This window comes from Streptomyces flavofungini (assembly GCF_041028215.1).
Taxonomy (GTDB): domain Bacteria; phylum Actinomycetota; class Actinomycetes; order Streptomycetales; family Streptomycetaceae; genus Streptomyces; species Streptomyces flavofungini_B.
On the sequence record NZ_JASKYR010001335.1, the window covers coordinates 1 to 734 of the forward strand.

1 protein-coding gene and 1 pseudogene are annotated in these 734 nt (G+C 74.3%); one reads left to right on the top strand and one right to left on the bottom strand.

Translation table 11 applies throughout. From position 1 onward, the window contains the following. Window positions 1-236 (top strand): annotated as a pseudogene (locus tag AB8Z36_RS40870) (short chain dehydrogenase); the annotation flags it as partial. Window positions 237-332: 96 nt separating this feature from the next. On the opposite strand, the gene AB8Z36_RS40875 reads toward AB8Z36_RS40870, so the two are convergent. Beyond that, the gene (locus AB8Z36_RS40875; RefSeq protein ID WP_369218403.1) at window positions 333-518 is read right to left on the bottom strand and encodes a hypothetical protein; all 186 of its coding nucleotides are present in this window, start codon (window positions 516-518) and stop codon (window positions 333-335) included. Window positions 519-734 lie beyond the last annotated feature (216 nt).

Here is a 734-nt window from a genome sequence, read left to right on the forward strand (position 1 = left end):
CCCTCGTGGGCTACCTCGCCTCGCCCGCCGCCGCCCGGGTCAACGGGCAGCTCCTCGTGGTGCACGGCGGCATGGTCGCGATCGTGGAGCGGCCGAAGGTGGCGGCGAAGTTCGACGCGGCCAAGGAGACGTTCACCTTCGAGGAGCTGGACGGCCTGATCTCCCCGTACTACGCCGACCGCCCGGCGGGCGAGACCTTCGCGGCGTCGGAGGTCCTCGGCCTCAAGCGGGAGTGAGGGCCGCCCGCGCCGCCGGACCACGGAGAAGTCCCGCCCGCACACCGCTTGTGGCGGCGTACGAGCGGGACTTCCGTGTCCGCGGAACACTCCGTGTCAGGAGTGCGCGCCCTGCCTGCGGTGGCGCCCGCGCGGAGCCGTGGCCTCGTCGTGCTCGGCCACCGGCCCCCGGTGCTTGCCCGCGCCGGAGGCGTCACCAGCGGTGACGCCCTGCGCGGTCGTGGTCGCCGCCTGCTGCGGCTCGGTGTCCCAGTGGGTCTCCGTACCGGTCTCGGTCGACATCTTTTGCCAATCACCCCGTAAGAAGATCGTTCGTACAGCCGGGCGAGTCTAACCGGCCGCCACCCGACCGGTCAGGGGTGCCTGCTGGAGGGGTACGGGCCGCGCCGCGACCGGCGGCGACGGCTCCGCGCGCGGCGGCGGGGACGGCTCGGGGGCGCGCGCGGGGATACGTGCGACACCGCAGGGCACGGCCTGCGTCGCACAGGGCAGGAGCAG